The 26,905-nt window shown below is 70.4% G+C and carries 18 protein-coding genes; 15 read left to right on the forward strand and 3 right to left on the reverse strand.

The window, feature by feature from the left end; all coding sequences use genetic code 11:
* Positions 1-68: 68 nt before the first annotated feature.
* Positions 69-638: a YbhB/YbcL family Raf kinase inhibitor-like protein gene (locus ABD156_RS15760; protein WP_344272976.1), complete on the reverse strand. Its 570-nt coding sequence runs from the start codon at positions 636-638 to the stop codon at positions 69-71.
* Between the two features lie 505 nt (positions 639-1,143).
* On the opposite strand from ABD156_RS15760, the gene ABD156_RS15765 reads away from it, so the two are divergent.
* On the forward strand, positions 1,144-2,193 hold the full coding sequence (locus ABD156_RS15765) for an FUSC family protein (protein ID WP_344272979.1): 1,050 nt from the start codon (positions 1,144-1,146) through the stop codon (positions 2,191-2,193).
* On the opposite strand, the gene ABD156_RS15770 is transcribed toward ABD156_RS15765, so the two are convergent.
* On the reverse strand, positions 2,171-4,441 hold the full coding sequence (locus ABD156_RS15770; protein ID WP_344272982.1) for an FdhF/YdeP family oxidoreductase: 2,271 nt from the start codon (positions 4,439-4,441) through the stop codon (positions 2,171-2,173). The genes ABD156_RS15765 and ABD156_RS15770 overlap by 23 nt on opposite strands.
* Positions 4,442-4,656: 215 nt before the next feature.
* Between ABD156_RS15770 and ABD156_RS15775 the strand changes: the two genes are divergently transcribed.
* From ABD156_RS15775 to ABD156_RS15785, 3 genes are read left to right on the forward strand one after another with little or no spacing between them, the layout of a single operon-like run.
* Positions 4,657-5,874 carry a PucR family transcriptional regulator gene (locus tag ABD156_RS15775; protein ID WP_344272985.1) on the forward strand — a complete coding sequence of 406 codons (1,218 nt, stop codon included), beginning with the start codon at positions 4,657-4,659 and terminating at the stop codon, positions 5,872-5,874.
* Positions 5,875-5,876: 2 nt separating this feature from the next.
* A complete protein-coding gene (locus ABD156_RS15780) occupies positions 5,877-6,059 on the forward strand; it encodes a hypothetical protein (RefSeq protein WP_344272988.1) in 183 nt (60 codons plus the stop codon).
* The gene (locus ABD156_RS15785; protein WP_344272992.1) at positions 6,056-6,523 is read left to right on the forward strand and encodes a CBS domain-containing protein; all 468 of its coding nucleotides are present in this window, start codon (positions 6,056-6,058) and stop codon (positions 6,521-6,523) included. Before ABD156_RS15780 ends, ABD156_RS15785 begins: the two co-directional genes overlap by 4 nt.
* Here ABD156_RS15785 and ABD156_RS15790 read toward each other — a convergent pair.
* Entirely contained in the window at positions 6,504-8,855 is a 2,352-nt protein-coding gene (locus ABD156_RS15790) for an alpha-L-fucosidase (protein WP_344272994.1), read from the reverse strand. The genes ABD156_RS15785 and ABD156_RS15790 overlap by 20 nt on opposite strands.
* Before the next feature lie 440 nt (positions 8,856-9,295).
* Between ABD156_RS15790 and ABD156_RS15795 the strand changes: the two genes are divergently transcribed.
* From ABD156_RS15795 to ABD156_RS15845, 11 genes are all read left to right on the forward strand, one after another.
* The gene (locus tag ABD156_RS15795) at positions 9,296-10,918 is read left to right on the forward strand and encodes an amidohydrolase (RefSeq protein ID WP_344272998.1); all 1,623 of its coding nucleotides are present in this window, start codon (positions 9,296-9,298) and stop codon (positions 10,916-10,918) included.
* Between the two features lie 75 nt (positions 10,919-10,993).
* Complete coding sequence (locus ABD156_RS15800) at positions 10,994-11,272, forward strand: DUF1905 domain-containing protein (RefSeq protein WP_344273000.1); 279 nt, start codon at positions 10,994-10,996, stop codon at positions 11,270-11,272.
* 50 nt (positions 11,273-11,322) lie between these two features.
* A complete protein-coding gene (locus ABD156_RS15805; RefSeq protein WP_344273004.1) occupies positions 11,323-12,345 on the forward strand; it encodes an LLM class flavin-dependent oxidoreductase in 1,023 nt (340 codons plus the stop codon).
* A gap of 142 nt (positions 12,346-12,487) precedes the next feature.
* Positions 12,488-14,596: an acyltransferase family protein gene (locus ABD156_RS15810; protein WP_344273007.1), complete on the forward strand. Its 2,109-nt coding sequence runs from the start codon at positions 12,488-12,490 to the stop codon at positions 14,594-14,596.
* 215 nt (positions 14,597-14,811) lie between these two features.
* Positions 14,812-15,930, forward strand: coding sequence for a cobalamin-independent methionine synthase II family protein (locus tag ABD156_RS15815; protein WP_344273010.1), 1,119 nt, complete (start codon positions 14,812-14,814; stop codon positions 15,928-15,930).
* Between the two features lie 293 nt (positions 15,931-16,223).
* Complete coding sequence (locus tag ABD156_RS15820) at positions 16,224-17,486, forward strand: ABC1 kinase family protein (protein ID WP_344273012.1); 1,263 nt, start codon at positions 16,224-16,226, stop codon at positions 17,484-17,486.
* Positions 17,483-18,421, forward strand: a complete 939-nt coding sequence (locus ABD156_RS15825) for a DUF1702 family protein (RefSeq protein ID WP_344273015.1) — start codon at positions 17,483-17,485, stop codon at positions 18,419-18,421. The genes ABD156_RS15820 and ABD156_RS15825 overlap by 4 nt, the downstream gene beginning before the upstream one ends.
* On the forward strand, positions 18,418-20,337 hold the full coding sequence (locus tag ABD156_RS15830; protein ID WP_344273018.1) for a CRTAC1 family protein: 1,920 nt from the start codon (positions 18,418-18,420) through the stop codon (positions 20,335-20,337). Before ABD156_RS15825 ends, ABD156_RS15830 begins: the two co-directional genes overlap by 4 nt.
* Positions 20,334-21,266 (forward strand): enediyne biosynthesis protein UnbU, encoded by a 933-nt coding sequence (locus ABD156_RS15835; RefSeq protein ID WP_344273021.1) that lies wholly within the window; start codon positions 20,334-20,336, stop codon positions 21,264-21,266. The genes ABD156_RS15830 and ABD156_RS15835 overlap by 4 nt, the downstream gene beginning before the upstream one ends.
* Positions 21,263-26,467: an SDR family NAD(P)-dependent oxidoreductase gene (locus ABD156_RS15840; protein ID WP_344273024.1), complete on the forward strand. Its 5,205-nt coding sequence runs from the start codon at positions 21,263-21,265 to the stop codon at positions 26,465-26,467. The genes ABD156_RS15835 and ABD156_RS15840 overlap by 4 nt, the downstream gene beginning before the upstream one ends.
* Positions 26,464-26,895, forward strand: coding sequence for an acyl-CoA thioesterase (locus tag ABD156_RS15845; protein WP_116201763.1), 432 nt, complete (start codon positions 26,464-26,466; stop codon positions 26,893-26,895). Before ABD156_RS15840 ends, ABD156_RS15845 begins: the two co-directional genes overlap by 4 nt.
* The last annotated feature ends 10 nt before the right edge of the window (positions 26,896-26,905 follow it).

The following is a 26,905-nucleotide window of genomic DNA, read 5'->3' on the forward strand; positions in this document are numbered from 1 at the left end:
CGCGGGCGCTGGACGGGGCGCGGCCCGTCAGGTGATCGCCTTCTGGTGCCGCGCCCCTCGAACCCCGCCTACGAGTTGCCCCGCAGCGAAGCAGTCGCGATGGTGGCCGCGTCGATGGCCGTCTCCGCGGCTTGGGTGGACGAGCTGGAGTCGAGCTCAGTGAGCGACTCCTTGTTCAGCGCGTGCACGGCCCACTCGTACGTGTGGTTCGTCGTGCACGGCCCCTGGTATCCGAAGAAGTTCGCGCTGCCGCGGTAGTAGGCCTGCCGCGACCCGGCGGGAACGGCCGGCTGATACGCGTGGTCGACGTTCTGCGGCAGCTCGGCGGTGGCGGCCGGGATGTCGTAGATGACCCAGTGGATGATGCCGTTGTCGAGGTCGTGCATGACGACCGCGTAGCTCTTGGCCTGCTCCGGCGCCCCGGACCAGGCCAGCGGCGGCGACTCGTCCTTCTTTTCGGGGTCGCCGTCGCCGCTGCTGGCGCAGTCGTGGACCTTCGGAATCATCCCGCCGTCGGCGAAGGCGGTGCTGGAGAGAGCGAAGGCGTCGCGTTTGGCGTTCGCCGACGCGGCGGCGGGGCTGAAACTCGCGGCGCAGAGGACGAGCAGGGCGAAGAGAGCGATTCTGGTGCGTCTCACTGGAGGCTCCCGAGGCTGCTGGTGGTCTCGTGTCCTTTCGTGGGGAGAGTGTGCGCCGGAACCGGCGGGGACCGTCGCGCCAGCGGCAGTGAGTACCACGTTTCCCGCCAAGAAGGACATCCGCCGCGGCAGCAGGGTGCGGAACCGAGCGAAACCCGGGGTGGCTCGGCCACCAGGACTTGGCCCGGGGTGGCGCGCGCGGCGTTCGGCACGCGCGAACTGATGTCGGTGCGGAGGCTGCGGGGCGGTTCGAAAAGGGCGTCTACCGGTTGTTCCTGGACAACCGGCGGCACGCTGGACCTCGCCGGGCGGCAACGCTGGACATCGTGGACCAGAACATCGCCCGCGCGCTCAGCCAGCTCGGCTGATTGGCACCCGGCGCAGACTTCGTTGTGGCTCGCCACAATCCGGCCGGTCGCCGCCCCTCGCGCGGGTATCGTGGGACGACCGGCGGATCCCGGTAGCCGACGTTCGAACAGCCAAGAACAACCAAGCGGAGGACAGCGTGCCGGTGGCGACCTCGGCCGCGGCCGCGCGCTCGTTCGGCGGCGGCGAATGGTGGCACGCAAGCCGGGTCGCGGCGGGGTTGCTGGTTCCGGGGCTGGCGCTTCTCGCGGCGGGGCGTCCGGATCTGATCATTTTCGCCGCGTTCGGTTCGTTCGCCGGGATGTACGGCCGCGCCGAGACGCGGGCTCTTCGCTTCCGACATCAGCTTCAGGCGGGCGCGGTGCTGCTGAGCGGGGTCTCGCTGGGCGTCCTCTTGTCAGCATCTCACGCACCGGCCTGGTTGCTGGTGGTCACCGAAGCGGCGTTCTCGTTCGGCTGTGCGCTGGTGACGAATCGGCTGGACTTGAGCCCGCGCGGGCCGTTCTTCGGGATTTTCGCGCTCGGTGCGATCGCGTTGGTGCCTGCCGGGCGGGTCGGGCCGTGGGCGGGAATCGCGTTGTGTGCGGGCACAATCGCCGGGTGTGTCCTTATTGGACTGACTGGTCCGGAGCGTTCGGCCGCACCGGGAACGCCAGGGTGCGCGCCGGGTTGCGGTACGGCGTGTGCGGTTGTGCACGCGGCTCGGTACGCGCTGGCGATCGCTGCCGCGGGCGCGGTCGGGCTGCTGCTCGGCGTGGATCACGCGAACTGGGCGATGGCCTCGGCGGCGGTTCCGCTGGCGGCGGCCGATCCGCGCAGCCGGTTGCATCCGGGACTGCGCAGCGTGCTGGACCGCAGCGCGCACCGGGTCCTCGGGACGCTGGCCGGGCTGGTCGTCACGGCGTTGCTGCTGCTTCCCGGATTCGGGGCGGCACCGCTGGCGTCGGCGGTGATCGTGCTGCTGTTCCCGACGGAGTTGTTCATGTCCCGCCACTACGGAATCGCGCTGGGGTTCTTCACGCCGCTGATCCTGGTGATGACGGAGCTGGCCGCGCCTGCCGCGCCGGAGACGCTGCTCACGGCGCGGGTGGCGGACACGCTCGTCGGCGTCGCGGCCGGCATCGGGGCAGCGGTGCTGGTCCGCGCCCCGTGCCGAACCGCCGGTCTCACGCGGAGCGTTCGACCGTGACCTTCAGATGCTTCATCAGCGGCTGATCGCTCTGCGTGCTGTAGTCGCCGATCGCGCACAGCACGTTCATCTCCGGCATGTACCCGGCCGCGCAGCCGCGCGGGATGTCGTAGGGAATCGCCCGGTAGCGCCGCACCGAACGCGTCGTGCCGTCCTTCGCGGTGGCAGTGATGTCGACCTCGTCGAACTCGCCCAGACCTCGGTCGCGCATGTCTTCGGCGTTGAGGAACACCAGCGTGCGGAGGTTTTTGATGCCGCGGTACCGGTCGTCGTCGGAATAGATCGTCGTGTTCCACTGGTCGTGCGAGCGCATCGTGCCCAGTGCGAGCGTGCCGGCGGCGGGGACGACGTCCGGCAGGTCCGCGGTCGAGAACTCGGCGCGTTCGGACGGCGTGTGGAAGACCCGTTCGCGCGCGGCCTGGTGGATGCGGAAGCCGAGCGGTTCGCGGACGCGGGTGTTGAAATCCTCGAAACCGTCCAGCACCCGCGCCATCGTGTCGCGGATCCGGTCGTAGTCGCCGACGTAGTCCGCCCACGGCGTCGCGCTTCCCGGCAGCGTCGCGCTCGCCATCCCGGCGATGATCGCGGGTTCGGACAGCAGGTGCGGCGAGGCGGGCTTCTTCATCCCCGTCGACAAATGGACCATGCTCATCGCGTCCTCGACCGACGTCGACTGCAGCCCGGCGGTCTGGAAGTCCTTTTCGGTCCGGCCGAGGCAGGGCAGGATCAGCGCCTGCTTGCCGTGTTCGAGGTGGCTGCGGTTGAGCTTCGTGCTGACCTGCACGGTCAGCTCGCATTTGCGCAACGCCGCGAAGGTATAGGGAGTGTCGGGCGCGGCGAGCGCGAAGTTGCCGCCCATGCCGACGAACACCCGCACGTCGCCGCGGTGCATCGCCTCGATCGTGCCGACCGTGTCGAGCCCGTGGTGGCGCGGCGGGTCGATGCCGCAGACCCGCGCGAGCTTGTCGAGGAACTCCGGCGCCGGGCGGTGGTCGATGCCGCAGGTGCGGTTGCCCTGCACGTTGCTGTGCCCGCGCACCGGCGACGGCCCGGTGCCGGGGCGGCCGATGTTTCCGCGCAGCAGCAACAGGTTCACGATCTCGCGGACGGTGTCGACGCCGTGCTCGTGCTGCGTCACGCCGAGGCACCAGCTGATGACCGACCGGTCGGCGTCGCGGTAGATCTTCGCCGCCGCCCGGATTTCGGCCTCGGACAGCCCGGACTGCCGCTCCAAATCGGCCCAGGACGTGGTTTCGCAGACGACGCGGTACTTCTCGACGCCGCTCGTGTAGGTCTCCAGGAAGTCCGAGTCGATCGCCGCAGGATCGGTTTCCGCCATCTCGAGCAGGGCCTTCGCCATGCCCCGGATGAAGGCGAGATCGCCGCCGATGCGCGGCTGCAGGTTGAGCGTGGACGTCGGGGTGGCGCGGAAAGTGGCCATCCGGGCGAAGTCGTGCGGGATGATCGTGCGCGTGGCCCCGGCCTCGACCAGCGGGTTGATGTGCACGATCTGCGCGCCGCGCCGATGTGCTTCGGCGAGTGCGGTGAGCATCCGGGGCGCGTTCGACGCCGCGTTGACGCCCATGATGAACAGCGCGTCGGCGGCCTCCCAGTCGTGGATGTCCGCGGTGCCCTTGCCGGTGCCGATGGCGGCCTGCAGCGCGCGGCCGCTCGCCTCGTGGCACATGTTCGAGCAGTCCGGCAGGTTGTTCGTGCCGAACTCGCGCGCCCACAGCTGGTACAGGAACGTCGCCTCGTTGCCCAGCCGTCCGGAGGTGTAGAACGCCGCCTGGCCGGGGGAGTCGAGGCCGCGCAGCGTGTCGCCGACCAGCTGGAACGCCTTGTCCCACGAGATCGGGACGTACCGGTCGGTCTTCTCGTCGTAGCGCAGTGGTTCGGTGAGCCTGCCCTGCGCCTCCAGCGCGGTGTCGCTCCAGCCGTCCAGTTCGGACACCGTGTGCGCGGCGAAGAATTCCGCGCCGACGCGTTTCCGCGTCATCTCCCAGGTGACGTGCTTGATCCCGTTTTCGCAAATGTCGAGATGCAGGCCCTTGGTGTCGTCCGGCCACGCGCAGCCCGGGCAGTCGAACCCGCCGTTCTCGTGGTTCATCTTCACGATCGCGCGCGGTCCGGCGAGAAGTTCCCGTTCCCGGACGAGGAACTGCGTCACGCTTTTCGCCGCGCCCCAGCCCGCGGCCGGATGGTGGTAAGGCTTGAACTCCGGCTGGTCCTCGCGCTGCTCGTCCACCGTAACCCTCTCGGCCCGAATCTGTGCTTCTCTTCTCTGATTCAAGCACAGCGGACCGTGCGGGGCATCCGGGCGGAGAATGCGAACGGCACCATTGTGGGCGCCGACAAACATTTCTGTAGCGGCCCACAAAATGCGCGGTAAATCGTCGCGCGTTTCCGGGCGGGGGAAATCCGCGCGGGCGGCCGGTCCGGGGCGCGGGTACGATCCCGGACGTGGCCGACCGGGAGGAAAACGCTGTGCGGACCGCCGCCCTGACCGAACTCGTCGCCTGGGCCGACGCACGGCTGCCCCGGCTGATCGACGACGTCTGCGCGGCCAGCTGCGAGCGGATCGGGATGTACCGGGACGAGAAGATCGTCCCGCGCGCCGACCTGCACCGCTCGATCGCGGTGAACCTCCGGTTCATGGTCGACGCGCTGGGCGGCGCCGAGGCCCCGGACCAGCGCGCGCCGAAGGAGACCGGCCGGCGGCGGGCGCACCAGGGCGCGCCGCTGCCCGAGGTGCTGCAGGTGTACCGGATCGCCTGCGCGATGCTGTGGGACCTGCTGGTCGGCCGCGCCCGCGCGACGGGAAGCACCGATGTGCTGATCGACGTCGCGAGCCTGCTGTGGCAGGTCACCGACGAGCACGCGGTCCGGGTGACCGAGGCGTACCGGGCGGCGAGCGCGGAACTGCTGGTCGCGCAGCAGCGGCGGCGGTCCGCGCTGGCCGAGGTGCTGCTGACCGGCGCGCGCGGATCCGATTCCGGGCCGTGGGAGGCGGGACGGCTGCTCGGCCTGTCGCTGGACGGGAAGCTGACCGTGGTCGCCGCCGAGACGCGCGGGCTGGCCGAGGAGAGCCTGGTCGGGATCGAACGACGGCTCGGGCAGCTCGGCATCGTGTCGGCGTGGCATCTCTCGCCGACGCTGCAGGCCGGCGTCGTCTCGCTGCGCGAGGAGCAGTACGACGCGATGCTCGCCCTGCTGCGCGAGCTGGCGCTGGCCCGCACCGGCGTCAGCCCGCTGTTTCGCTCCCTGACCGAAACCCCGCGCGCGGTCCACCTGGCGCGGACCGCGCTGTCCGGCATCCCGCCGGAGCGCGGCGAGGTCCGCGCGTTCGATCCGAGCCCGCTGGCGGCGTTCGTCGCCTACGACCCGGACGAGGGCCGCCGGCTGGGGGAGCAGGTCTTCGGGGCGGTGCTGGAACTGCCCGCCGAGGAACGCGACGTGCTGCTGGAGACGCTGGACGCGTACTTCGCGCACGGCGGTTCGTCCGAACGCGCGGGGCAGGTGCTGCACTGCCATGCGAACACGGTCCGGTACCGGTTGCGCCGGATCCGGGAACTCACCGACCGGACGCTGACCGATCCGCGGGACCTGGCCGAACTGGTCACCGCGATGCAGGCGCTGCGAGTCGATTCGGCTCGCTCGATCGATTCGTTGGGGAGCTGACGATGTCCGAAGAGTGGTACTACAACACGCGCACGAACGAGGTCGAACGCGGCCGCCAGTCGCGCGGCGTCGACCGGCTCGGCCCGTACCCGGACGAGGCCACCGCCCGGCGCGCGCTGGAACTGGCGCGGGAGCGCACGGCGGCGGAGGACCAGTCCGACGCGGAGTGGAACAACCCGCAGTGACGTCTCCGGATTTCCGCGGCGCGTCGACGGCCGGCGAGGCGATGCTCCGGGCCCCGAAGGTGCTCGACGCGTCGGCGACCGTCGGTGAGGTTCGGGGGCTGTTCGAGGATGATCATGTGCATGCCGCGCTGGTCGTTTCCGGGGAGACGCTGCTGAGCGTCGTGGAACGGCCGGATCTTGACGGGCTGGAGGAGGGGCTTCCGGCGTATCGGGCGGGGCGGTTGTCTGGTCGGGTCGTTGGCCCGGACGCGGATCTGCATTCGACGTGGCTGGGGATGTCCCGTCGGCGGTTGGCTGTGGTGGATAGGTGCGGGAAGCTGCTGGGGCTGCTGTGTTTGAAGCGCAGCGGCCGCGGGTTTTGCTCGGACGCCGATGTGGCGGCCCGGGCGAGGGATCTGGAGAGCGGTTGCCGGGGCGGCCCGTCGCGGACCGCCCCGGTCAGGGTCAGCGCCAGTCCACTTTGAACACCCATGCGTGCTTCCCGGCCGCACGCGCGGCCGCGGGAACGTCGATCACCAGGCGGCCGTCGCTCTGACTCCAGTGCAGCGGGCCGCCGTAGCCGAGCATCGACACGCGGTCGCCGCGGCGGATCGGGATCGGGGCGTCGACCACGAGCTGCGACCCAGGGGCGACGAGCGACATGAGGTAGAAAGCCGAACCGGGCTGGACCGTGAACCGCAGGTCGCCGAGCTGGGCCATGCGCGACCAGTAAGTCGTGCCGTAGATCGCTTCCCCGTTGGTGCGCAGCCAAGCCCCGGTCTCGCGCAGCCGCTGTTGCATCACGGCGGGGATGGTGCCGTCGAAATCCGGGCCGATGTCCAGCAGGAAGTTGCCGTTCTTAGACACCACGTCGACCAGCGTGTGCACCACGTCGTCGGTGGTCATGTACTTGTCGTCCGGCGTCGCGCGGTTGTAGCCGTACGAGTACGGGTCCAGTCCCCGGCTTGACTCCCATTTCGCGACGACAGTGTTCGGGTACGTCGTGTACTCGGGCGTCGTGAAGTCGTGGTCCGGGATGCCGCCGCGGTCGTTGTACGTGACGTCCTTGGGGCGACGGCGGTTCTTGGCCCGGTTGAAATACTCGGTGAGCACGTCGCGGCTGTCGTTCACGCCGCCGATGTCGAACCAGAGCACGTCCGGGTCGAAGCCGGAGATCAGCTCCAGCACCTGCGGCGCCTGAAGGTCCTTCACGAAATCGCGGCCGGCGGTGTAGCCGGTGTAGGGCACCGGAGCGCCGGTGTAGGGGTTGCGCGGCGCGTGGCCCATCCACGGGTTGTCCGGGTTGAACCACTCCGGCAGCGAGAAGTACAGACCGTTGCGCAGACCGGGCGTGTACTTGCGCGAGGCGGCGAACAGATCGGCGACGAGGTCCCGGCGCGGGCCGAGCTTCTTCGCGTTGCGGCCGCTGACTTTGGTGTCCCACAAGGCAAAACCGTCGTGGTGCTTGGACGTCAGCACGTAATACTGCGCGCCCGCGTCCTCGATCAGCTGCACCCACGAACGCGGATCGAACCGCGCGGCGGTGAATTTCGGGATGAAGTCGTCGTAGACGAACGACTCGCCGTAGGTCTTCGCGTGGTAGGCATAGGTGGGACCATTGGGATCTTGCTGGTTGTTCCAGTACCACTCGGCGTACTGCTGCCCGACCGGCGCCCACGCAGGCACCGAGTACACGCCCCAGTGGATGAAGATCCCGAATTTGGCGTCGCAGAACCAATACGGCGCGCGATGCGTGGACAGCGACGCGTCGGTCGGCCGGAAGTCCGGGATGCCGAGCGGCACCGGCAGGGTCTGGGTGGCGATGGTCGAACGGTCGGCGAGCACGCGGATCCGGCCGGTCGCGGGGGTTCCGGCGGGCAGGCCGCGGTCGGGGGTGAGGCCGAGCCGCACGGTGGTCTGTTCGCCCGGCGCGAGGCGGGGAATCGGCGCGGGAGTGCGGACCCGGCCGCCGGGAACGTCGAGCGTGACGGTGATCCGGTCGCGCGTTTCGAGCCAGACGGTGCCGGTGTTGACGATCGTCGCCTCGACAGCTTGCGGACCGCCGTCTTGCAGCAGGTTGGCGGTGGCGCGGGCGTCGAGGACGGTGGCCGAACGACCCTGCGCGATCGGTTGCAGCGTCAGCGCGAACACGTGCAGGCTCGGCACATTCGCGGCGGGCGGGGCGGTCTTGGGCAGGGTCAGGGCGACCGCTTCGCGCGCCGGGTCGATCCATACCTGCGCGGTGCTGATCGACACCGGGTTCTGGTCGGTGACCCCGCCCGGGCCGTAGCGGAAGGTGGAGACGACGGCGCCGCCGGAGCCCCACCAGTCGGAACCGGACAGGGCGGCGGTGCTGGTGCTGCCGTCGGCGTAGTGGACGGTTGCGTCGCCTCCGGTGCTGCCGTAGCTGCACGCGACGAGGAACGCGGCCCCGTAGTACCGGCCCTTCGGCAGGTCGATGCGCTGGCCCAGCGCGATGACGTTGTTCTTGGCTCCGGCGGCGGCCGAGCCGAGCAGATAGGGCACGCCGCCCGCGGTGACGGTGCTGCCTGCGGGGATCTGCTCCGCCGGGAAGGTGTAGCCGGATCCGTCGAAGTTCCCGTCGTGCGCGCTCGCGGAGTCGATGCCGTCGTTGTCGAACCACGCGTCGAGAGGGACGGGGACGGGCGGAGGCGGCGGGACGACCGGGGTGCCAGCGCCGTCTGTGACCACCGGCTGCGCAGGCCCGCTCGCGGCCGCCGCGGTGCCCGCTGTGCCGAGCAGCACCGCGCCGCCGAGTGCCATGCCGAGTGCGTGCCGACGAGGAAAGGTCGTCATGGAACCTCCACGGTGAAGTCCAGTGGTCCGATGCCTAGCGGGAATTTCTCGATCATCAGGGGAATCTGGGCGAGCGAGTGGCCGATACATCTGATGAATCATCGTCGGCGCGCACCGAGGTGCTGTCAAGGAGATCCCGCTCAGCGGAGCAGCGCGAAGGCGGGATGTGCTTAGGTCTCGCCCGGGGGCCGCGCCGCGGAACGGAAACCGTGATTCGTCGTGCGGATTCCAGTTCGAATGGGCGGCGCGCCACCTGATTCGCGGACCACGAATTCGTTGGCCAATGACATCGTTCGTGAATCGGGCTCGCCGAACAGGCCCTTTTCGGCGGCGGCCGGAACCAATTCGGCAGGCCGGCTGCCGCGACCGACACCCTGCCGTGGATGCCGAGGCCGTCCGGGGAGGGCGCGGCGGGCGGATCCATGGTCGACTGTCGGGTTATGACCGACCTGATCTTCACCGGCGGCCCGATCCTGACTGCCGACGGCGGGCGGCCCGAGGCCGAGGCGATCGCGGTCCGGGACGGGATCATCACCGCCGTCGGGGACCGGGACGAGGTCGTGGCGCGTCGCACGTCCGCCACCGAGGTGGTCGACCTGGGCGGCGCGGCGCTGCTGCCCGGTTTCGTCGAGGCGCACGGCCATCCCACGCAGATGGCGCTGGCGCTCGCTCCGCCGTCGGTGGACGTGCGGCCCTTCGCGATCCAGGACGGCGCGGCCGTGCTGCGGACCATCGCCGACACCGCCGCCGCGGCGCAACCGGGCGTGCCGCTGCTGTTCTACGGCATCGACGTCCTGCTCCAGCCCGGGCTGGAACTGCCGACCGCCGACGTGCTGGACCGGCTCGCCCCGCGCAATCCCGTGGTGGTCGTCGCGAACAGCGGCCACGCCGCCTACGGAAACCACGCCGCGCTCGCCGCCGCGGGCCTCGCCCGCGACACCCCCGACCCGCCCGGAGCGTCCTTCGTCCGCGACGATTCCGGCGACCTCACCGGCGAGGTTCTCGAAGCCGCCGCGATCCAGCGGCTGGGCGGCCCCGCCGTCGAGACCATCGCCAAGAACCTGCCGGCCAACCTCGCCTGGGCCTTCCGCCAGCACGCCGCCGCGGGCACCACGACGGTCAGCGAACTCGCGTACTCCGCCGGACAACAGCACCTGCTGTCCGCCGCCGGCCCCGACGCGCTGGTCCGGCTGCGCGCGTACGAAATGGCCACGCTCGACCTCGCCCGCGACCCCGCTCGCCGCAGCGGACCGTGGCCCGCCGACACCGACCTGTTCGGCCAGATCGGCATGAAAATCTGGGCCGACGGGTCGCCGTGGCAGGGCAACATCAAAACCACCTTCGGCTACCTCGACACCGACGCCACCCGCCGGATGGGTCTCGAACCGCACCACCACGGCGGCGCGAACTGGACCGCAGACCAGCTCCGCGAACTCGCCGTTTCCTTTGTCGGACAAGGGTTCCAAGTCGCCTGTCACGTGCACGGCGACGGTGCCGTCGACGACGTCCTGGACGCCTACGAAGCCGCCCTCGCCGCGCATCCCGGCGATTGGCGGCTGCGCCTGGAACACGCCGGCGCCATGCGTCCCGACCAGTTCCAGCGAGCCGCGAAGCTCGGCGTCACCGTCAGCCTGTTCATCGAGCACCTGCACTACTGGGGCGACGTGCTCCTCGACGACCTCTTCGGCCCCGACCACGGCGGCCACTGGATGGCGGCCCAATCCGCGCTCGACGCCGGGCTGCGCGTGTCCTTCCACAACGACGGCACCGTCACGCCGCCCAGCCCGCTCGGCAACATCGCCACCGCCGTCACCCGCACCGCCCGCGGCTCCGGTCGCGTGCTGGCCCCTTCGCAGCGCGTCACCGTCGACGCCGCCGTCAGGGCGCAGACCATCGACGCCGCCTGGCAGCTCCACCTCGACCGGCACGTCGGCAGCCTCGCCGAGGGAAAGGCCGCTGACCTGGTGATCCTCGCCGGCAACCCGCACGACACCGACCCGTCCGCGATCCGCGACATCCCCGTCCAGGCCACCTACCTGAACGGACGCCGCACGCACGGGTGAGAGCCGATGTCGAAATCCCGCGACCAGGTTCGTACCTCGGGATGACCAGCCATCCGGGGGCAAGGAGCACCGATCATGACCGAACTCCACGAGGAATTCACTGCGACCCTGCGCAAGAGCCCGGCCAAGGGCGGCCACACCTACCTGGTCTGGCCCGGCTCAGCGGAGTTCTTCGGCACCCGCGGCCTGGTGAAGGTGCGCGGAACCGTCGACGGCGAGCCGTTCCGCAGCTCGTTCATGGCGCTGGGCGACGGCACCCACAAACTCCCGGTCAACGCCGGACTCCGGAAGGCGATCGGCAAGGAGGCCGGCGACACGGTGACCGTCGTCCTGCTGGAACGCCTCGCCCGGTGAGTCCTCGGACGCCCGGGAATGATGCCGGGTAGTTGAACGTTTGACGATGCGTGAAGAAGATTGGCTTCCTCTCGTTCGGCCACTGGTCGGCGAGCGCGCACTCCGAGACCCGGTCGGCCTCCGACTTCCTGCACCAGTCGATCGACCTGGCGGTCGCGGCGGAGGAGCTGGGCGTCGACGGCGCGTACTTCCGCGTGCACCACTTCGCGCGCCAGGCGGGCAGCCCGTTCCCGCTGCTCGCGGCCATCGGCGCGCGCACGTCGAAGATCGAAATCGGCACCGGCGTGATCGACATGCGCTACGAGAACCCGCTGTACATGGTGGAGGACGCGGGCGCGGCCGACCTCATCTCGCGGGGCAGGCTCCAGCTGGGCGTCAGCCGGGGATCCCCCGAGCAGGTCATCGACGGCTGGCGCTATTTCGGCTACGCCCCCGCCGACGGCGAGACCGAGGCGGACATGGCCCGCGACCGCGTCGAGGTGTTCCTGAAACTGCTCGAAGGCGAAGGCTTCGCCCAGCCGAACCCGCGCCCGATGTTCGCCAACCCGCCCGGCCTGCTCCGCCTGGAACCGCACTCCGAAGGCCTGCGCGACCGCATCTGGTGGGGTTCGGGCTCGAACGCGACCGCGGTCTGGGCGGCGAAGCTGGGCATGAACCTGCAAAGCTCCACGCTGAAGGACGACGAGACCGGCGAACCGCTGCACGTCCAGCAGCGCAAGCAGATCGAGGCCTACCGCGAAGCGTGGAAGGAAGCAGGCCACGAACGCGAGCCGAGGGTCTCGGTGAGCCGCAGCATCTTCGCGCTGACCAACGACCTGGACCGCGCGTACTTCGGCCGCGACCGCAACTCTCGCGACCAGATCGGCATGATCGACGAAAACACCCGAGCCATCTTCGGCCGCTCGTACGCGGCCGAGCCGGACGAGCTGGTGCGGGAACTGAAGGAAGACGAGGCGGTGCAGGCCGCGGACACGCTGCTGCTGACCGTGCCGAACCAGCTGGGGGTGGACTACAACGCCCATGTGCTGGAGAGCATCCTGACCCACGTCGCTCCGGAGCTGGGCTGGCGCTGAACGCGGACCGAAAGAGGGGACGGCAGCTGCCGTCCCCTCTTTGCGCACGTCGCGTCGGCGATTCGGCCAGCCCGTGCCGAGCCCGTCGGCCGGTCCCGCTAGCATCACTGAGTTTTCAGCGGGGCGGGACATAAGGGGCGGAATGGGCACGGGGACGTTGAGCGGGCCTGTGCGGCCCTCGCAGTCGTCAGGGGAGCGAAGACCGGCATTCCGGCCGGACATCCAGGCGTTGCGCGCCGTGGCGGTCGGACTGGTCGTGCTGAACCATCTCTGGCCCCAGCGGTTGACCGGCGGCTACGTCGGCGTCGACGTCTTCTTCGTCATTTCCGGCTTCCTGATCACTTCGCATCTGGTCCGCGAGGTCGCGAGCACCGGGCGGATCCGGCTCGCGAAGTTCTACGCCCGCCGCGTGCGCCGCCTGCTGCCCGCGGCGTTTCTCGTCCTGGCCTTCGTCATTGTCGCCGCGTACTTCCTGATGCCCTATCCGCGCTGGGAGTCCAACGCGCAGGAAGTCATCGCGAGCGCGCTTTACTGGGAAAACTGGCTGCTGGCCGCGCATTCCGTCGACTACTCGCATTTCACCCAGTCGGCGAGCCTGTCCCAGCACTACTGGTCGCTCTCGGTCGAGGAGCAGTTCTACCTGTTCTGGCCGCTGCTTCTCCTGGTGCTGTTCAGGATCCGGGCGCGACGGGCGCGGATCGCCGGTGTCGCGATCGTGGGGGCCGCCTCGCTGGGGTTCAGCATCTGGTTCACCGACGTGTCCAAAAGCCAGGCGTACTTCGTGACGCCGGTGCGGGTGTGGGAGTTCGCGCTCGGCGCGCTGCTGGCCTTCGGCGGCGCGAAATACGTTCTGCCGAAGATCGCCGCGAATCTGTCCGCACTGGCCGGTTTCGCCGCTGTCGCCGTCGCCGCGATCCTGTTCGACGACCAGACCGCATTCCCCGGTGCGACCGCGCTGGTGCCCGCCGTCGGCACCGCGCTGGTCATCTTCGGCGGCAGCCGCGAGGGACGGCAATGGCACACCCCGCTGTCCTCGTCGCCTCCGGTGCAGTGGCTCGGGAATGTCAGCTACTCGCTGTACCTGTGGCATTGGCCGCTGATCATGCTGGTCCCGTTCGCCTTCCCCGGCGCGCTCGTCGCCGGCACGCTGACCTGGCAGGTCAAGGCGGGCATCGTGGCCGCGTCCCTGATCGCGGCGTACGCGTCGAAGCGGCTCGTCGAGGACCCGCTCCGGACCTGGCGGCCGTTGAGCCGCACCGCCGGGGCGACCTTCGCCGCCATGGCGGCCGGAATGCTCGTGGTGTGCGCCGCGGCAGGCGGCCTGACCTGGACCTACCAACGGCACGTCGACCAAGCGGCGCGCGACCTGGCCGCCGAGATGACCGGCCCCTGCCACGGCGCGAGGGCGCTGATGGCGGGCAACGCGTGCGCTGACCCGTTCGGCCCGGCCAGGAGCGTCGAGATGGGTCCGGCCAACCGGTACTACACGCCGCCCGCGGACTGCCCGCCGCCGCTGTCGCAGTACTCGGCGAACGACGGCACGAAGACGACCACCAAATGCGATTTCAGCCAAGGCGCGGCCAACCCCACGGTAGTCTGGCTGGTCGGCGATTCGCATGCTCAGCAATGGCAAGGCCCGCTGTTGAGCCTCGCCCGCAAGAACCACTGGCTGATGTACACGAGCTACCTGGGCGGCTGCCCGTTCGCCGGGATCCAAGCCCTGAACTACCACGGCACCGCCCTCGACCGGCGGTGCATGGCCTGGACGAAGCAGATGGCCGGCGACATCGCGAAAACGCGGCCCGCGTACGTGTTCACGTCGTTCTACAGCAGGCATGAGCGAGCCGACGACCACAGCGGACGGTCGCAAGCGGAGCAGTACCAGGACGGGCTGAACTCGTACTGGGCGCAGTGGACCGGCACCGGCGCGACGGTGTTCGTGATGGCAGACCCGCCGCTCAACGGACTTGTCCGCGCCACCGACTGCGTAGTGCTGAATCCGGACGACCCTAGGCAATGCGCGGTCGCCCGGTCGGTCGCCCAACCGGCGGACCCGCTGACGGCGGCGGCGAAGGCGAGCACCGACCCGAAGGTCCGGCTGCTCGACCTGACCGACTCCTTCTGCGACCAGCACCGCTGCTATGCGGTGATCGGGAAGGTCAGTGTGTACTACGACGCCGACCATTTGAACCTGGACTACAGCCTGAGCCTGGAGCAGGGCATCGCCGCGGCAGCGGGCATCCCGGATTAGGGGACGGCAAGGAATCGAATAAGTCTCGCGGACAGGCACTGCATTCTTGTCAGTGCGGTAAAAGCACCTTTTTCACACTCCGCCAATAAAGCGGACTCGCCCCGCCGCGGTGCCGTGTCAACACTTTCGAGCCGGTAACGGCACGAAAGAAGGAGAGCGACGTCCAGCGGTGTATTTCTTCGATCCTCCCCGCGCCCCGCTTCTAGGCTCGCCGCATGACCATTCCTTCCGAGCCCATCGGCAGCATCCCCCGTTCGCCCGAATTGCTCGGCGCCCTTGCCGCGCGGCAAAGCGGGCAGCTCGGCGACGCGGCGTTCGCCTCCGTTCTCGACCGGGCCGTTCGCGAGACCATCGAAAGCCAGGCGGCGATGGGCGCGACCGTGGTCACCGACGGCGAGCAGCGCAAACCCAGCTTCGTCACCTACCCGATCGCGGGCTCTGAGAACCTTTCCGCGGACGGCGTCGTCATCCCGTTCGCCGACGGGCACCAGCGGCAATTGCCGTGCCTGACCTCCGGACCGTTCCGCTACCAGGAACACGCCGAGCGCTATTTGCGGGCCGCCCGGGAGTGCACGAACCTTCCGGTGAAACAGGCGGTGATCGCGCCTTCCGCGCTGTCCCTGCTGTACCCGGCATCCGGAATCGACGGCTATTCGCGCGAGAATTTCCTCGACGACCTGGTCGACGGCGCCGAGGCCGATATCCGCGGATGCCTGGACGCGGGCGCGCACGTTGTCCAGCTGGATTTCACCGAGGGACGCCTGTCGCTGAAGCTCGACCCCAGCGGGCAGGTCCTGCGCGATTTCGTCGAGCTGAACAACCGGGTCCTGGAGAGGTTCAGCGAATCCGAGCGGGCGCGCATCGGCGTCCACACCTGCCCCGGCGGCGACCTCGACTCGACGCACAGCCTCGACGTCGACTACGCCGACCTGCTTCCGGCCCTCTTTCAGCACAATGCCGGCAATTTCTACCTCCAGCTCGCCAGCGAGTCCGATCCGGACCGGGTGTTGCGCGTTGTCGCGGATCAGCTCAGGCCGGGAATCCGGGTGTTCGTCGGGGTGATCGATCCGATCGACCCGCGGGTGGAGACCGCGGAAGAGGTGCGTGACCGCGTGCTGCGCGCGGCCCGGCATATCCCGGTGGGGCAGCTGGGAACCTGCGACGACTGCGGGTTCTCCCCGTTCGCCGACGACCAGTCGACGTCGCGCAGCACCGCGTTCGCCAAGATCCGTTCCCGGCTGGAAGGCACCGCGCTCGCCGCGGACCAGCTCGGAGTCGGTTTTCCCGCGGCCCGCAACAGCCGGGAAGCGCAACGGGCCGCCGCTGTCGACTGAGTATCGCGCCGCGTAAGGGAAACCGGCCGGGCGACGGCTACGCAGGGTGGTTCACCGTGCCTGGATCGTGCCAGTCGCGGGCACGACCGAGGCTGCGGCCGTGCCCCGCGGCCTAGGGGCGGTAGCGAGCCCGGCCGGTTTCCCTGCCCCGATAGGGAAACACCTTGCCCGGCCGAGTGTTTCCGCCCCGGTTTCGCTGAAACGGATGGTCTTGTGGTCACTCGGAGCACATCTCGCACTACCGGTTGTAACGTCGGTTGTCGGGCATCCAGCCCAGGCGGCGAAGGGGAGAGATGACGTTTTCGAGGGGTGGCACGGTGGTGCTGCGAACCGCACGTGCGTTCGCGGTGCTCGCCGGGCGGTCGCTGCTGCTGGGACCGGCGACAGCGGCGGCGTGGCTGCGCGGCGAACGGTTCGAGCGAGACGTCTGGCTGGCGGACACGGTCGTGGCGCTGGGTCCTGCGTTCGTGAAGGCCGCCCAGCTTCTGAGCACGCGAGCGGACATCCTGCCGCCTCGGGTGTGCCGCGCGCTTTCCCGGCTGCACGACCAGGTTCGTCCGGTCCCGCCGCGCACGATGCCGCCCGCGCTGAGGCTTGGGGCGGGTGAGCCGGAGCTGGTCGGCGCGGGCAGCATCGCCTGCGTGTACCGGGTGGTGCTCCCGAACGGCCGGGCGGTCGCGGCGAAGGTGCGCCGGCCGGGCATCGTCTGGTCGCTGTCGGCTGACCTCGCGATGCTGGAACGAGGTGCCGGGCTGGCGGCGAGGCTGCCGATGCTGCGGGGCGTGCCGGTCGCCGCCGTCGCGGCGCAGCTCGCCGAAAGCATTCGCGCGCAACTGGATTTCGCGAGGGAAGCGGAGCGGCTCGAAGGCTTCCGGGAAGCACTCGGCACCGCAGACGGAGTGACCGTTCCCGGTATCCATCCCGGACTGTCCACTGAGGACGTTCTGGTGATGGACTTCCTCGACGGGCTGGTGCGCCGCCGTCCGGAGGATCTCGGCGAGGAAGAGCGCCGGAACGCGGTCGTGCGGGCGTTGCGCGCGGTCTACCGGATGCTTTTCCTGGACGGAGTGGTGCACTGCGACCTGCACCCGGGCAACCTCTACTTCCGCGAGGACGGTTCGATCGTGATCCTGGACGCGGGGTTCACCGTCCGGCTGTCGGAGTCCGCGCGGGAGAAGTTCGCCGCTTTCTTCTACTGCATGAGCCAGGGCGACGGCGAGGCCTGCGCCGACATTGTGCTGTCGACGGCGAAAGCTCCGCCAGGTTGCGACACCGAGGGGTTCCGCGCGGAGCTGGCCGCGCTGGTGGAGAAGCACACCGGACGCAACGCCGCCGATTTCGACCTGGTTTCCTTCGCTGCCAAGCTGTTCGACATCCAGCGACGGCACGGCCTCCACGCCGACCCGCAGTTCGTGTTCCCGATCCTGTCCCTGCTGGTGCTGGAGGGCAGCGTCCGGGAATTCCATCCCGACGTCGACTTCCAGCGGGAGGCCCGGCCGATGCTGGTCACCGCCCTGATGGAACACGTCGTGGCCGCGCCGCGGGAAGCGAGGTGAGCGCCGGGATCGTGGCCCGGGCGCTGCGCCAGGACCCGCGGCAGGTCGACTTCGGCCTGCGCCGGTTCCGGCTGCGCCCCGGCCCGGCTCGCGGCGTCCTGGAATCGGCCGGACGTGCCTTCCTGACCGGGTTGAACGCCTCGATCGAACCGGACCCCGCCGTCCTCGGCCAGCAGGTGTCCGCGCTCGAACCGGAACTGCGCGGGTTCGCGTTCGAGGGCGCGGGAATGGGCTGTGCCCTGCTGGACGTGCTCCTCCCGCTCCGGCGCGGCCGGCTCGGGGCGCTGCTGAACGGACCGGCCGCGGAGTATCCGCACCTCGTGCACGTCGGCGTCGGCTGGGCCTGCGCCCGTCTGCGGCTGCGCCCCTTCCGGAGCACGGCGACGGATCCGTTGCTGCGCTGGCTGGCCTGGGACGGATACGGCTTCCACCAAGGCTTTTTCCACACCGACCGGGTCGTCGGACGCCGTCGCGTAGAACCCGGGATCGGCCGCGGACCGCGGCAGGTCCGCGACCAAGGGCTCGGCCGGGCGCTGTGGTTCTGCGAATGCGCCGACCCCGACGGGGTGGCCCTGCGGATCGCCGAGTTCCCCGCCGGACGGCAGGCGGACCTGTGGAGCGGCATCGGCCTCGCCGCGACCTACGCGGGCGGCGCCGACGCCGCCGAACTCGCCCGGCTCGCCGACCTGTCCGGCACGTACCGCGCGCACCTGGCCCAAGGGTGCGCGTTCGCCTGCGCCGCGCGGCGGGTCAGCGGGATCGTGCCCGCGCACACCGACAAAGCGGCGGAAGTGCTGGCCGGAGCCAGTACCGACGTCGCCGCGGACTGGACCGTCCTGGCGCTCGGACAGTGCGCGCCTTACCCGTCCACGCTCGCGCACTACCAGCGATGGCGCGCGGAAATCCGGTATCTCTGGGAGAGGAAGAGCCGATGAGACCCTTTCTGCGCCGGCATCTGGCCCGCCTGGTCGCGCTGTTCGGCTGCGCGGCGGTGTTCGCGTTCACGGTCGTCCCGCAGCCGTCCGCAGCGGAGGAAACCGATCTGGCGCACCAGTTTTCGTTCACCGCCGCCCAGGTCAGCCCGGACAACGCACCCGGCGGACGGCACGTGCGGACCGTCGCGCCGGCCTATGAGCAGATCCGGTCCTGGATCTCCTCCGTGGGCGCGGCGACCGCGCTGTTCGCCGCGGACGGCGGCCCGGTCGCGCACGACGTCTGCCTGGTGGATCCCCGCACGGACACCGTCACCGTCGAACCCGCGCCCGGCACCGGCGCGCGATACCAGCCGTTCACCCTGGTCCCGTCGGGGCTGGAGATGCCGTCCTTCGCGGCCCCGATGGGCTGCCTTCCCGCCGACGTGGACGAGAACGGCCGCCAGGACGTCATCGTCTACTACTGGGGCCGTTCCCCCGTCATCTTCGAGCGACTCCCGGGGAACACTCCGTCGGCGGCGGCGTTCCGGCCGCGCGAGCTGGTCAGCCCGTGGCAGGTCTGGAACACCAACGCCGCCACGATCGGCGATTTCGACGGCGACGGGCACACCGACCTCGTGTTCGGCAATTACTTCCCGGACGGCGCGCGGGTGCTCGATCCCACCGCGCACCAGCCCGAACTGGTGATGAACGATTCGCTGTCCCACGCCGTGAACGGGGGCACGCTCCGGCTGTTCCGCTCCGCCGGAGCCGGCCGGTTCGCCGAGGAGCCCGACGCTTTCCCGCCGGGCACGCGGACCGGGTGGGCGCTCGCGCTCGCCGCCCAGGACATCGGCGGCCGGGGACGGCCGGATCTCTACGTGGCCAACGACTTCGGCCCCGACCACCTGCTGGTGAACGAATCCACCCCCGGCCATGCGGCGTTCCGCACGGCGACCGGCACGCGGCACGCGACGACGCCGAAGTCGAAGGTGCTGGGCAACGATTCGTTCAAGGGCATGGGCGTGGCCTTCGCCGACCTCGACGCGAAGGGCGTCCCGGACATCCTGGTCAGCAACATCACCGAGCCGTACGCGTTGCAGGAAAGCAACTTCGCCTACCAGTCCACCGCGGACCGCGCCGACACCGCCGACCAGCTGCGCAACGGCGTCGCACCTTACGACGACCACAGCGAGGACCTCGGCCTGTCCCGCACCGGATGGTCGTGGGACGTCAAAGCCGCCGACTTCGGCAACTCCGGTTCCGAGGAAGTCATGCACGCGACCGGTTTCGTCGCCGGCGAGGTGAACCGGTGGGCGCAGTTGCAGGAGACCGCGATGTCGAACGACCTCGTGCTGAGCCATCCCGCGCTGTGGCCGCGTTTCACCGAGGGAACCGACCTGTCCGGACACGACCGCAACACGTTCTTCGCGCGCGGCTCGGACGGCCGCTACGTGAACGTCGCGGACCAGGTCGGGGTCGGCACCGACGCGGTCAGCCGCTCGTTCGCGGTCGGCGACGTCGACGGAGACGGCCGGCTCGACTTCGTCGTCGCCAACCAATGGGCACCGTCCACGTTGTACCGCAACACCTCGCCAGCCGGTGCTTTCCTGGGCTTGCGCCTGCGAAAACCCGTCGGCGACAACGCGTGCCGCGCGAACGCGCCGGGGCCGACGTCGCCGGCGATCGGGGCCGAAGCGGAGGTCGCCGCGCCGGGCGGCGGGAAGCGGCTGCAGCAGGTGTACCCGGCCAACGGGCACAACGGCGTCAACGCTCCCGATCTGCACTTCGGCCTGGGCAGCGAACCGCCGTCCTCCGTACCGGTCCGCGTGGCGTGGCGGGACGGCTGCGGACACCGGCACGACGGTTCGGTGACGCTTCCGCCCGGCTGGCACCAGCTGCGCCTCAACCCCGACGGCACCATCGAGGAGGACCGGTGACCAAGTCGCCGAGCGAACGCCGTTCCGCCGCCCTGCGCCGGTTCGGCGCGTCGATCACCGTGCTGACCGTGCTCGGGCACACCGTGCTGGGCTTCGAACAGGCGTATCTCACGCCGGTGGTCGCCGTGTTCGCCGCGCTGAGCGCGGAGATCGTGCTGGAGTCGGTGGAGTCCGCGACCGCCGGGCGCCGGCCCCGGTACCTCGGCAAACCGGGCGCGGTGGCCGACTTCCTGCTTCCCGCCTACATCACCGGCATGGCGTGCGCGATGCTCCTGTACGCCAACGACCGGTTCATGCCGACCGTGCTCGCCTCCGTCGTCGGCGTCGCCTCGAAGTACCTCGTGCGGGTGCGGATCGGCGGCAAGAGCAGGCACGTGCTGAACCCGAGCAACGTCGGCATCGTGGTGGTCCTGCTGCTGTTCGGCTGGGTCGGCATCGCGCCGCCGTACGAGTTCACCGAATGGGTCACCGGCTGGTGGGGCGCGGTCGTGCCCGCGTTGCTGCTCATCGCCGGGACCATGCTGAACGCCAAGCTCACCGGCAAGGTGCCGCTGATCCTCGGCTGGGTCGGCGGCTTCCTCGGCCAAGCCGTGCTGCGCGCGCTGTTCACCGACATTTCGCTGGTCAGCGCGGTGCTGCCGATCACCGGGACGGCGTTCGTCCTGTTCACCAACTACATGATCACCGACCCCGGCACGACGCCGTCGTCCCGTCGGAACCAGGTCTGCTTCGGTCTCGCCACGGCCGCGGTCTACGGCGTGCTGGTGCAATTCCACGTCGTCTTCGGCCTGTTCTTCGCGTTGACGATCACTTGCGCGCTGCGCGCTGTGGTGCTCGCGGTCGCCGCCCGCAAGAGTCCTCAGTGGACTGTCCTGGTTCCGGCACAGCGCACTGCCGCCGATCCGGTGCCCGCCCGGGAACCCGCGTGACCCGCCGCGAACCCGGCGAGCCGATCGCGATCGTCGGGATGGCCTGCCGCTACCCGGACGCCGACGGCCCGGCCCAGCTGTGGGAAACCGTGCTCCACCAACGCCGCGCGTTCCGGCGGCTGCCGCCGGGCCGGCTCGACCTCGCCGATTACTGGAGCGCCGACGCGAGCGTCCCGGACCGGACCTACAGCACCCAGGCCGCAGTGCTGGCGGACTGGGAGTTCGACCGGGAAGCGTTCCGGATCCCCGGCTCGACGTTCCGTGCCGCCGACCCCGCGCACTGGCTGGCGCTGGAGACCGCGGACCGCGCGCTTGCCGACGCGGGGCATCCGTCGGGTGTGGGCCTGGACGCCGATCGGGTAGCCGTCATCGTCGGCAACAGCCTGACCGGCGAAGTCACCCGCGCCCGGGCGCTGCGGCTGCGCTGGCCTTATGTCCGCGACGTCCTGCGCGCGACGCTCGACGACGTGGACCTCGCCGCGGTCGAAAAGCGTTACCTGGCAGCGTTTCCCGAAGTGGGGGACGAGACGCTGGCGGGGAGTCTCGCCAACACGATCGCGGGCCGCATCTGCAACCACTTCGGCTTCCACGGCGGCGGGTACACAGTGGACGGTGCGTGCGCGTCGTCGATGCTCGCCGTGATCACCGCCTGCCGGGCGCTCCGAGACGGAGGAGCCGACTTCGCGCTGGCCGGGGGAGTGGACCTGTCGCTGGACCCGTTCGAGCTGGTCGGATTCGCCAAGACCGGCGCGCTCGCCGCCGAGGAAATGCGGATCTACGACGAGCGTTCGGCCGGATTCTGGCCGGGCGAGGGCTGCGGGATGCTCGCGCTCGCCCGCGCCGAAGACGCCCGGGCGGCGGGATTGCCGGTGTACGCGGAAATCCTCGGCTGGGGCGTCTCCTCGGACGGCCGCGGCGGCATCACCCGGCCCGAGGCGGACGGGCAGCTGCTCGCGTTGCGCCGGGCGGGCGAGATGGCCGGGGTCGAACACGCCGAGATCGGGCTGTACGAGGGACACGGCACCGGGACGGCGGTCGGCGACGTCGTGGAGCTGACCGCGTTGAACCGGGCCCGGTCCGGAGCCGGTTCGGCCGCCGCGCTCGGTTCGGTCAAGGCGAACATCGGGCACACCAAGGCGGCCGCCGGCGCGGCCGGGGTGGTCAAGGCCGCGCTGAGCGTGTCGTCCGGGCTTCTGCCGCCGACCACCGGCTGCGCGGCGCCGCATCCGGCGCTCGGGGAGACCCTGCGGGTGCTGCGCGCTCCAGAGCCTTGGCCGGACGGCCGCCGGTTCGCCGGGGTGAGCGCGATGGGCTTCGGCGGCATCAACACCCACGTCGTGCTGGGTTCCCCGGCGCGGCCCCGCTCGGTGCGGTCGCCGGTGACGAGCCGTCCGGCTCCGGAATTCGAAGTCATCGCTGTCAGCGGACCGGATCCCGCTCGGGTCGCCGCTGAGCTGAGCCGGATCGCCGAGGCCGCGCCACGCCTGTCGCGAGCCGAGTTGCACGACCTGGCCTGCCACTACGGACGCCGGGACCCGGCCGGGCCGGTCCGGGCCGCGCTCGTCGCCCGAACCCCGGCCGAACTCGCCGCTCTCGCTGCCCGCGCGGCGGCCGAGGTGCCGTCGCTGGCGCGCGGACAGCTCTCGACGGCACCAGGATCCTGGCTGGGAAACGCCGTGCCGGGCCGGGTCGCGCTGCTGTTCCCCGGACAGGGGGCGAGCGGCGCGGAACCGGCCGACACCACGCTGGCCCAGCCGGCGATCTACCGCGCGTCCCAGGCGGCGCTGTCCCGGCTCGAGAAACTGGGTGTGACCGCCACCGTCGCGATCGGGCACAGTCTCGGCGAACTGACCGCGCTCACGTGGGCGGGCTGCCTGTCCGCGGAGGACGGCGAACGGCTGGCCGTCGAACGCGGGCGGATCATGGGCGAATACGGCACGTCCGGCACCGGGATGCTCGCTGTCGCGACGAGCGAGGCCGAAGCGCTCTGCGCAGATACGGACGTCGTGCTCGCCGCGGACAATTCCGTCGAGTCGCAGGTGCTTTCCGGCCCGGTGACCGAACTCCGGGTGGTGGCGCGCGAGGCCGAGCGGCGCGGCTTCCGCGTCACCTGGCTTCCGGTGTCACACGGTTTCCACAGCCCTGCCATGGCCTCCTGCGCTGCTCCGTGGCGCGAATTCCTCGGCAGCATCGAATTTTCTCCGATACGCCGCGCCGTGATGTCCACTGTGTACGGTCGGCAACTGACCGAGGGCGACGACCTCGTCGAACTGCTCGTCACGCAACTCTGCGCGCCGGTGCAGTTCCGGGCCGCGGTCGAGGCCGTCGAGGCGGACTTGTTCTGCGAAGCGGGTCCCGGCCGCGCCCTGAGCACCCTGGCCGGTCAGAAGACCCCGACGGTCAGCCTGGACACCGGCGATCGCGCAGCCGCCGATTCCGCCGCCGCGCTGTTCGCCGCCGGGGCAGCGGCGAGTCTCGTCCCGTGGTTCGCCGGACGGTCCGCGCGCCCCGTCGACCTCGACCGCGAACCGGAGTTCCTCACGAACCCCTGTTCCGTGGCGCCGTCGGTGATCCCCGCGCCGAGGGAGGCCATGGACGCCGCTCCGGCCCGCGATGCGGCCGCGACGGTCACCGGCCTGCTCGCCGAAGCCACCGAACTCGACGCGGCGCTCATCGGCTCCGACGCCCGCCTGCTCGCCGACCTCAACCTGAGTTCGCTGCGGGCGACCCAGCTCGTCGTCGAGGCGGCGTCGGCGCTCGGCCGGACGCTGCCGTCGGTGTCGATGGCGTTCGCCGACAGTTCGGTCGGCGAGGTGATCGCGGAGATCGAACGACTCCCGGAGAGCGCGGAATCCGACGCGGAGACACTGGGCGTGCGGCCGTGGCTCGGCTGTTTCACCGAGACGCTGGTCCCGGCCCGGCCGGAACCCTGGCGTCCGACCGAAACCGTGTGCCTCGCCGACCCCGAAGACGTCGAGGCACTGCTCGATGCCGCGCGAAAAGCATTGCGCCACAAGGCACTCGTAGTGGTGACGCACGACTGCGCGATCAGCGGCTTCTTCCGCTCGCTGCACCAGGAACATCCCGAGATCGGCATCACGCTCGCCCGAATCCCGGTGCACGCGACGGATTTCTCCGCGCTTCACGCCGAACCCGGCCGATTCCGCGAACTGGTCCTCGGCGAGGACGGCACCTGGTACGAACCGCGCGAGCAGCTTGTGTCCGCGGTGCCTGCCGAAACACCACTCGACGACCAAGACGTACTGCTGGTCAGCGGCGGTGGCAAAGGCATCGGCTACGCCTGCGCGCACGCAGTGGCGAGCACGACCGGCCTCGCCCTCGCCGTTCTCGGCCGCTCCCACCCGGAGACCGACGAACTCCTCCAGTCCAATCTGGACCGGCTCCGGGCGGACGGCATCCGCGTCGCCTACGAGGCCGCCGACGTCGGCGACCCCGATGCGGTCGCGCTCGCCGTGGAAAAGCTCACCGCCGAAACCGGGCCGGTGACCGCGCTGCTGCACGCGAGCGGCATCAACGAGCCCGCCCGGTTCGCCGACCTGACACCCGACCGCGTCCACGCGCACCTGCGCCCGAAGATCGCCGGGCTCCGCGCGTTGCTCGCGGCTGTCCCGCCCGAATCGCTGAAGCTGCTGGTCACGTTCGGCTCGGTGATCGGGTCGGCCGGGATGGCGGGGGAGTGCCACTACGCACTGGCCAACGGCCTCCTGCGCGCCGAAGCCCGACGGCTCTCCCAGGAACTGCCGAGCTGCCGGGTGCTCGACCTCGCCTGGTCCGCGTGGTCGGGCACCGGCATGGCCGAACGCATGGGCGCGGCGCAGGCCCTCGCCCGTTCCGGCGCCACGCCGATCCCGGTCGAGGAAGGAACGGAACTGTTCCTGCGCCTGCTGCGCACGCCGTCGACGTCCGCCGATGTGTCAGTGCACGGACGGCTCGGCGAGGAACTCCCGGCGGGAACAGGCCGGTTCCTGCAGCGGATCCGGGCAGGCCATCCCGGCGTCGAACTCGTCGCCGACGCGACGCTTTCCCTGCACACCGACCCGTGGCTGGACGGCCACCGCGTCGACGGGACGGCGCTGCTGCCCGCCGTCGTCGGGCTCGAGGCCCTGGCGCAAGCCGCATCGACAGTCGCGGGCCGAGCCTTGACGACCGCCTGCGATGTCAGATTCGACCGGCCTGTGGTCATCCCCGACACCGGCGAGCACGTCGTCCGAGTCTGCGCGCTGCGGGAGGGCGACGTCGTCACCACCGTGCTGCGCTGCGCCGAATCCGGCTTCCTCGTGGACCACTTCAGCGCCGCTTTCCCGTTGTCTCCCTCGGAAAACGCCACCGCGCCGCCCGAAGTCCCCGATCGCGGCCGGATCGAACCAGCCGACCTTTACGACCAGCTCTTGTTCCACAATGGACAGTTCCGCCGCGTCGCCGCGGTGGCCGTCCCGGACCCATGGTCCTGTCAGGCCACTATCACTCCGAACGACGAACCCTGGTACACCTCGGTGCTCGGCGACCCAGCCGCGCACGACGCCACCGTGCACGTTCTGCAATCCTGCGTCCCGACGCGCCGTCTCCTGCCCATCGCCTGCGACCGCGTCGACTTCGACCCGCGCGCGACGGGCGTATGGGACCTCCGCGGCACCGAACAACACGCCGCCGACGGCCGCTACACCTGGGACGTCCTGGCCACGGACGCGGAAGGCCGCCCCGCCGTCCGATGGACCGGCCTGCGCTTGGCCGACACCGGTCCGCTGCCCGACGACCGGCCTTGGCCCCCGGCCTTGCTGTCCGTGGCGATCACCCGGACGGCCGTCGCGCTCGGACTCGATCCGTCGCTGCGAGTGTCGATCGGTGAACCGTTCACTGTGGACGCCGACAGCTCCTGCCCGGTCGCCAGCGCCTGGGAGTTCGTCGAACCACACGAGCCGCCAGACGCCGGGTTGCTCCGCGTCATCTCCGGCCCCTGCGACGAGCCACCCGAGCTTCTGGCCGCACGAGCCTCGACCGTGACGCGATGCCTGACGCAAGTGAGCGCGAGTCCTTCGGATGCAAGGCTTTCCGGAGCCTACGACGGAGGATGGCTCGTCCTCGCAGCCGGCCGCGCCAGGATCGCCTCCGCGGTGTTCACCGTGGACGGATACCGGCTGCCAGTCGCCATCGCACTGCTCACCGTCGGCGGTGCCCGGTGACCCCGGCGTACCGGTACCGCCATCCCGTCACGCTGGAGGAGACCAACCTCGTCGGCAACGTCTACTTCGCGCATTACGTTCGCTGGCAAGGACATTGCCGGGAACGGTTCCTCGCCGAACACGCCCCCGACGTCCTCGCCTCGCTCACCGACGGCTTCGCCGTGGTCACCACCGGCTGCGGCTGCGAGTACTTCGGCGAACTGACCGCCGGGGATGTCGTCGAACTGCGCATGACCCTGACCGAACTCGAGGGCCACCGGGTCGCGATGGCGTTCGACTACTACCGGACCGAGGTCGCGGTGCCGCAACTCGTGGCCCGCGGGCACCAGGCCGTCGCCTGCATGACTCGCGGACCCGCCGGACTCGAACCGGTTCCCGTCCCCGAGCAACTCCGGACGGCCCTCACGCCGTACTTGAAAATCCAGTAGTACGCTGGGG

This window comes from Amycolatopsis albidoflavus (genome assembly GCF_039525725.1).
Lineage (GTDB): Bacteria > Actinomycetota > Actinomycetes > Mycobacteriales > Pseudonocardiaceae > Amycolatopsis > Amycolatopsis albidoflava.